Below are 7,386 nucleotides of genomic sequence, written 5' to 3'. Positions count from 1 at the left end.
GACCCCTCCTTCAACCGCCCGTCCGAGGGCATCTGATCACAGATCGCCCGGACTTACACGGTTGCCATGACACCCCCTTGGACGCGCAACGACTCGAACCCGGCGCGGACGTGCTCGAGGTGACCTGTGCCCAGATCCGTGACCCCACAGAGCGTCTCGTCGACGCCGGGAAATGGCGCGACGGAGATCCCGACATCCTGATCGTGCTCGATGCCGGCTACGACGGCCCGCGACTGGCGCACCTACTCGCCGATCTGCCGGTGCAGATCCTGGTGCGACTGCGCTCGGACCGGGTGTTCCGCCGCCCGGCACCGCCGTACCTGTTCCGCCCCGACGGCGGCCGGCCCGCACGTCATGGCGGCGAGTTCGCCTTCAAGGACCCCACCACCTGGAGTCCGGAAGACATCGAAACCCACACGGACACACGCCTTTACGGACAGGCGACCGCGCAAGCGTGGAAGGATCTGCATCCGAGGCTGCAACGGCGGTCGGCGTGGGCGGCCTGGGTCGGCGCGATGCCGACCCTCGAAGGCACTGTGATCCGGTTGACGGTCGAGCACCTACCCAGCGGAGGAACCAACAAACCGGTATGGCTGTGGTGGTCGGGCACCGACGCCACCCCCGACGACATCGATCGGTGCTGGCGAATGTTTCTGCGGCGCTTCGATATCGAACACACCTTCCGAATGTGGAAGCAGACCCTGGGCTGGACCCGCCCCCAGATCCGTGACCCGGCGGCGGCCGACCGCTGGACCTGGCTGACCCTGGCCGCCTACACCCAGTTACGGCTGTCCCGTTCCCTGACTGCCGATCTGCGCCTGCCCTGGGAGAAACCCGTTGCACCACAACGGCTCACACCCGCCCGGGTCCGGCGAGGGTTTCGACACATCCGCACGAAGACGGGCTCTCCCGCCAGCGCACCGAAACCCTCCCGCCCCGGACCCGGACGCCCTCCCGGGCTGAAGAACCGCCACCCCGCCGCCCGTCAGGACGTGGGATTGATCCTCGCCACCGGCCACGCTTACACTCGCCCCGCCCACCACAAGAAAGGTGCCAAACCCCGCCGAACAGCACCAACACCAAGCGGAGGATAAATCTCAAGCTTAGCTTTACTCTGTCGGGGATCTTGGTGTTTTGCTGTGCGCCAGTGTGATTGGCGGGCATGCTCGGAGGCTGTTCTGAAGGTCGAGTCAGTCATCGAGGTGTCCGTTGTCGCTTCACCCCCGTTCCGGTGAGCAGGTCCCGTCCCTGACCGCGCAGGTCGCGCGGGCGAGCAACCCCGACGGACATGCTGCCGGAATACCGACCCCGTCGGGCACTGCGAAAATGGGAAATGGCTCGGAGGTTTCAGGTTCGCGGTGTAAACCGCAGCCGAAACCGGTGGGGTTTGAGCGTGATCTGCTCGTTGACGATCAACTCGTATTCAGGTTCAGGATGCAGGTCGAAGACGCGAATGATCTGAGCCAGAGCCAGCGTGACCTCGTGCAGTGCGAATTGTCGACCTATGCACGATCGCGGCCCTGTGCCCCAGGGACGATAAACGTGCGGGCCAAGCTGGCGTAGCCGTTCGGGGAGCCATCGGTCCGGGTCGAGCTGTTCGGCGTCGTCCCCCCAGGTTTTTGGGTCGCGATGAGCTGCCAAAGTTAATACGAATACCCAGTTCCCGGGTGCGAATTCGTGCCCGCCGAGTGTTGTATGGCGGGTGGCTTCCCGAAAGTAACCTGGGGCGACCGGCCACATCCGCATTGTCTCGTCGATGACTCGACGCAGGTATCGCAGGCGTGCGATGTCATCGTAGCGGACCGGTGTCCCGTCGGCGGGGAGAACGGCGTCGGCTTCCTCGCGCGCTCTGTCGATGATGTCGGGATGCTGCGCCAGTTCGTACAACGCGAAAGACAATGCGGCGGCGCTTGTCTCGTGTCCGGCGACCAACATGGTGAGGCATTGGGAGTGGATCGCGGCGGCATCGAGCAGTTCACCCGTGAGCGGATCCGGTGTGGTGAGCATCAGATCAAGCAGGTCGGATCGGGGTTCGGTCGTGGCGCCGCGTGCGGCAATCATGTCGCCGACCACCTGGTGCAGGTAGGCGATATCGCGCTGGTGCTGGGATGTCTCGCGGCGCAGCATCGTGGTTTTCACGACGGTCGGCAGGTTAATGGTCTTGTTGAGATAGGTCAGCCCGCGCCGCAGCCGTTCACCGAAGGGGCGTCGTTCGGTGAACGAGCCGAACGTGTGCCCGAACCCGGCGCGGCCGATGATCTCTAGCGCCAACTGGTTCGCGTCCTCCACGACATCGATCCACTCATCGGTGCGGGCACGCCAGTAGTTCAGCAGGTCATCGACAACGGCGACCATGGTGGGGTGATACCTGCGCATCGCGTCTTTGGTGAAACCCTGCACGAGGATCCGGTGGGCAGAGCCCCAGGCGGGCTCGTCGTTGAACGCGGTGAACAGACCGGATCCGGCGATATCCCGGAGTGGGGTCAGTATAGCCCCGACGTGTTTGGCCCAGTCGTTCTCGTCGTTGACCTGTTCGATCAGATCGGCGCTCGAGACGATGACGACGGGGCTGGAGAAGATACGGCGTTCAAAGATGCCGCCGAGCCGCTGCGCGTCGCGGGCCGCCTGCTGCGTTGGCCGAGCCAGATCGAGAGTCAGGACATCGCCGAGCAGCGGCAGCCGACCTCGTGGATGCGGCAGCGGTAGCCGGTTCGGTGTTGTCATCAAAATCAATAATGCGGCACAGCGCCAGTGAACCAGTCGTCGATCGTCTGGTGAGTGTCTGCGGCATGGGCGGAGAACGATTTCCCTCGCTCACTCGAGCGAGGTCGCCTGGTATCTCGATCACCAGTAACGGCAGCGAATCCGATACGGCAACCGGCGGATCATCGGGGCGTCTGGTGAGCGGGGCGCCACATGGGCCATAGTGGCGCTCCGTTCAGATCGACGGGAGTCGTCGTGGCGAATCCAACCGACGAGTACAGTGACACATTCGACTCGCGGGTGCACACCAGATACGCGGCCTGCCCGGCGGCGTCGCAGTGGCCGCATCGCGATCGCAGCAGTGCAGTACCGATCCCCTGGCGCCGGTATGACGGCAGGACAGCGAGATGGCACAGGTACCAATGCAATTCGTTCGGATGAAGCCGGTCGAAGAGTCTGCGCGTGCGCACTGCAGCGGGGACCCGGTGACCGAGAGCCAGCATGAGCGCTGGTGCTATGCGCGCGAATTCCGCCGTGGTGGTGGCCCACCGGCCAGGCGGATCCCACACAGCGACCCCGACGATGCCCTCGCCCGCGGCTGCGGCGACCTCCACGCCGCCGCTCGGGACGTGGTGACGGGCCATCGTGGCGCGAAAGTACCGCTGCAGGGCCCGCCCCCGGTGCCGTTGGTTTGGCCAGAGGTGGCGCATCACCGGGTCGGTCTCGAACGCAATCGCTAAGACATCGACGGCCACTGCGATCTCCTTAGGCTGGATCGACCGGATGCTGATGTCCATAGCTGGCCACGATAAGGCCAGTTCAGATGTGTCGGAGCTGCCACGTGCGCCGTGACTGTCACCAATTGAAACCAATTTGCGACAGTCACACGGAAACGTACATAGCAAGATCAAATAACCGGTATACCGAGACAAAACAGACCGACCTACGACCAGCGGAGAACATGACTGAGCCTGCGATTGATCTGCTCGTGGACACGACCAGCACTGCCGACGAGGTCGCGGTTCTGGCCGAGGGCGGCCGTGACCGGGACTTCCGGCGGTTGTCGAATACGTTGCGTGGTACCGCGCAGCACTTGGTGGATGACATGGTGGCGGAGGTCAGACGCACCGGTCGCACCGTGCAGCGGCAGGTGAGTGCGCCGGCGTCGGCTGTACTGGGTGAGACCGTTGCCGCAGCACCGGTCGAGGGCATCGGCGGCAGCGTGTTCGCGGTGCAACTGGCTCCGACCACGAAGGAGGCCGAAGGCCGCGCCGCCAAGCTGGCGGTGTGGGAATGGGAAATCGGGTTGCAGGATCTGCCGCCGCGCCTATGGCTGGATGAGCGCTTCCTCGATCTGACCGGCACCGACGCCCAGTTCCGGGATCGGGTCGTGTTCGGCCCCGTCGACTTCTTCCGGCCAATCGTGCGCCTACGCGACGTTCTCTACATCTGGCAGGGCCTGAAAACGGTAAAAGTCGGCGACACCAGTTCCGGCCGCGTCGTCGCGCGCACCAGCACCGGGGACCTACGCCAACTGCACTGGGCGCAACGCTGTGTGGACACCGACGCGGGCCCACGAGTGCGCGGCGTCTGCCGGGATGTCACCGCCGACTCCGACCCGACGGACATGGCCGTGGATCTCATCGAGACGGCGTTGATCGACAAGCTGATGCACCTGCAGGACCGGCCGGGGGAGGATTCGCCAGGAGTGTTCGCTGCGGTCGGCGATCACACGTACCCCACCGCGCCGACCATCATCAAATGGCTCACCCCGTACATTCCGACGATCGGGCACGGCGTCAGCACCGGTCAGACCCCGGCGATCCACCCCGATTCGATCGCGAAAATCCCTGGCTGGCTAGAGGAATCGAAAAAGGGTCCAATCAATGATGTCGGCATGACCCGCCGCGGAGGTGGTGGCTGGTTACAGGTCGCGTTCCACGCCGACATCCTCGACCGAACGGCGTTCCCCACCATCGGCGTGATGATCGTCTACCCCGGTGATGTCTCGGTAGTGGATCCGGGTGGCGCGGAAGAGAAGTAGCCCGCCGATCACTGCGGCGATCCCGGCGACCGTGAGCCCTAGCGGCGCGTAGAGGTTGCCCCACCGGATCAATGTCCGTGCCTGACGCGCGGTGCGAACCGCCTCGCTCAGCGACTGCTCGTCGAAATGGGTCTGGATGTCGAGGGTGGTGACGGCCAGTGGGTCGTCGATGCTGCGTGCCAGGAACCGCCGCACGTGTTCACGCTGTTCGACGATGGCCCCGGAGGTGGGTTCCACCCAGATGTCGCGAATGTTGCTGTAATGCAGGTCGAATCGAGTTTGCTCGTCACCCAGCAGCCCCCACCAGGAGGCGGGCACGGTGGTTTGCATGTCCGGCTGAGTCGGGTAGGGGTTGATCGGGCCGATGCTCTGCCGGAAGTGCAGCAGCCTCAGACCGCCTTCCGTCCGGTCGTCGTCGACGTAGTCTATCGGGAAGTCGCGGCGCGCAGTCGTATCGAAATACTCGTAGCTCTGCCGCTGAGTGTCGAACGGGAAATGGAACTGAAACCCGTTACGAGCCACTAAGTCTGCCGGTTTGTCGACCTCGAGCTTGATCTGCCCGACCGGATCGACCGGCTCAGACGTGGTGCGCGAGACGGTGACCGCCTCGGCGCGGGCGGACACCAACGCACTCGGGCCCTGCCGGTCGGTACGCGAGAGCCGAGTGGTGGACACCAGGGTCACACGATCGGCGTCGGAAGGCTCCGCGGAGACGACGAGTGTCTGCACTTTGATCGGTATACCGGTTTCGGTACGCATTTGTCCCTGCAGGGCTGCCGCCGTATCGAGCACCGAGGCGTTGTCGGCGAGAGAGACCGCCTCGGTGCGGACATTGATCGGGATCCGCGTCAGCCGCGGCATCACGAAGGTCGGCAACAGTGCCGCCACCACCAGCGCGGCCACTCCGATCCCGATCATCCCAAGTCCCAGCCACGCCCTCAGTCGCCCTCTCCCCGATGTCATCACTCGACAGTAGGCCCACGACCAGCATTTTCCCGGCTTTTCTGGTCATCTTCGATGTGGCCGCCCACGCAATCATCGAGGTCAATGCATGTTAGCCATAAATGTGCTGGACATCACAAACGATGTGAGCTAATAATGGGTGCAACGCGAGCCCTGCAGCCACGCAACTGGCTGATCGCCCCTCTGGCGACTCGGCCCGGCAGCGGGTTCGCCTGCGTACCTCTCTGGCGGAGGTTGGAGTACGCCCCTCTTGGACGTACTTCCTGCGCGTAGGCGCTGACGTGCCCAGCAAGTGCTGTCGGGCACTCGTCGCCTTCCGTGGGATCCGACCAGGGAGGTTCCAATGACGACCACACTCGACGAATTCCGTCCAACATCATCGGCCGCATCGTGTGTTCTTCAGCGCCGCCCAGCCACCCTGACTCAGTTCACGCTGCGCAGGTGCCGCTACTCGCCGAGCCAGCATCTGGCTGCGACACGTCCGGCCGTTGGCATCACTGTCGACGAACTCGGCGACACGCTCACCGCCTACATCCGGCACAGCGCACACCGTTGCACCCGCATCGACGCCGACTATGTCTCGACGCTCGGCCGCGGGGGCATCATCTGGCTGGCACAGCGAACTTGGCATGCTCTAGAAGCTGTGCTCGGCATGTCCACGCGGGAACTCGGACTGATCAACCTGCGACTGAGCGGTGCGCCACGCCGGGATCTAGCGCACTGCGGTGTAAACGTGGAACGCGCGCCAGCTGCTGCCTACGCGCCGATGATCGGTGATCGTCATGCCAGCGGCGGCAATGAACTCCGTGACTTCGGTGAGCGGTCGCAACAACATGCCCTCCTGCCAAGGCAGAGTTCGCAGATAGTCGGTGTCCCCCAGCCCGACCACCAAGCGACCGCCCGGCCGCAACACTCGCGCGACTTCCTGCAGCGACTCGATCAGTTCGACATCAGGGATGTAATAGACCGTGTTTATGGTTGCGGCACCGTCGAGAGCGTTGTCCGGCAACGGGATTCGCGACATCGACGCCTGCTCCAGGCGCAGGCGGCCCCGCGTAATGGCGCGGCGGTACCGTCGGCGCGCACCAGCGATCACGGTGCGGGACGGATCGATTCCGTACACGACGCCAGTCTCACCAACCTGATCGAGCAGCACACTCAGACTCCGCCCCCCACCGAATCCGATATCGGCAACCGTCGTGCCAGGCGCGGCGGCCAGCGCGTCGAGCGATCCGTTCACCGGTCCGCTATTGGCCTTGTTGAGCAGGTGCCCGATAAGCCGACCGGACAATCCCGAAGGTTGGCCAAGTTGCGCAGCGAACTGCCGGAAGAACGCATTCGATGCCTTCACGGCCGCCAGTGTCGCACAAGCCGCTACCGCTCCGTACCACCGACGCAAGTGCTACACGAAGCCGCAGTGGCGACATCGCTGCGCGGCAACACTATTGGCACCACATTCTCGGAACAGAAACGAACCACGCAGTACCCGCGTCAAAGTCGCGGCTCTCACGAGACGGGCACAGCCCAGTTCACCGCGCTGCCCTTCCACGGTCGGCCGGCCAGCGGCATAGGAGATCGGCCGGCGCGGTGCCTACGACTCGAAGGGGGATTCTCAATGATGTTGTCAAGCCGCGACGCCCCTGATTTCGGGTCGGTATGGGGTGCCGGTTTGCAGC

The 7,386-nt window shown here is 64.3% G+C and carries 6 protein-coding genes; 2 read left to right on the top strand and 4 right to left on the bottom strand.

The genetic code is table 11. The annotated features are described in order from the left end of the window. The coding region (locus A5789_RS04375; RefSeq protein WP_231956628.1) for a transposase at positions 1–1,094 on the top strand (1,094 nt) is incomplete at its 5' end. Between the two features lie 253 nt (positions 1,095–1,347). Here the strand turns inward: A5789_RS04375 and A5789_RS04370 are convergent. Together A5789_RS04370 and A5789_RS04365 are read right to left on the bottom strand one after the other, a co-directional pair. Beyond that, positions 1,348–2,724 carry a cytochrome P450 gene (locus A5789_RS04370; protein WP_064902887.1) on the bottom strand — a complete coding sequence of 459 codons (1,377 nt, stop codon included), beginning with the start codon at positions 2,722–2,724 and terminating at the stop codon, positions 1,348–1,350. 161 nt (positions 2,725–2,885) lie between these two features. Continuing rightward, positions 2,886–3,500 carry an N-acetyltransferase gene (locus A5789_RS04365; RefSeq protein ID WP_064902884.1) on the bottom strand — a complete coding sequence of 205 codons (615 nt, stop codon included), beginning with the start codon at positions 3,498–3,500 and terminating at the stop codon, positions 2,886–2,888. A 164-nt stretch (positions 3,501–3,664) separates the two neighbouring features. On the opposite strand from A5789_RS04365, the gene A5789_RS36275 reads away from it, so the two are divergent. Next, positions 3,665–4,747: a GAF domain-containing protein gene (locus tag A5789_RS36275; RefSeq protein WP_064902883.1), complete on the top strand. Its 1,083-nt coding sequence runs from the start codon at positions 3,665–3,667 to the stop codon at positions 4,745–4,747. Here the strand turns inward: A5789_RS36275 and A5789_RS35285 are convergent. Both A5789_RS35285 and A5789_RS04355 read right to left on the bottom strand, forming a co-directional pair. Beyond that, positions 4,628–5,710, bottom strand: coding sequence for a DUF3068 domain-containing protein (locus A5789_RS35285; RefSeq protein WP_082940454.1), 1,083 nt, complete (start codon positions 5,708–5,710; stop codon positions 4,628–4,630). The genes A5789_RS36275 and A5789_RS35285 overlap by 120 nt on opposite strands. Positions 5,711–6,422: 712 nt before the next feature. Next, a complete protein-coding gene (locus A5789_RS04355) occupies positions 6,423–7,061 on the bottom strand; it encodes a class I SAM-dependent methyltransferase (RefSeq protein WP_193615502.1) in 639 nt (212 codons plus the stop codon). Positions 7,062–7,386: the final 325 nt, after the last annotated feature.

This window comes from Nocardia sp. 852002-51101_SCH5132738 (assembly GCF_001665695.1).
Taxonomy (GTDB): Bacteria; Actinomycetota; Actinomycetes; order Mycobacteriales; family Mycobacteriaceae; genus Nocardia; species Nocardia nova.
Note: the sequence above shows the minus strand (reverse complement) of the source record. Positions and strands in the feature narration are given on the sequence as shown.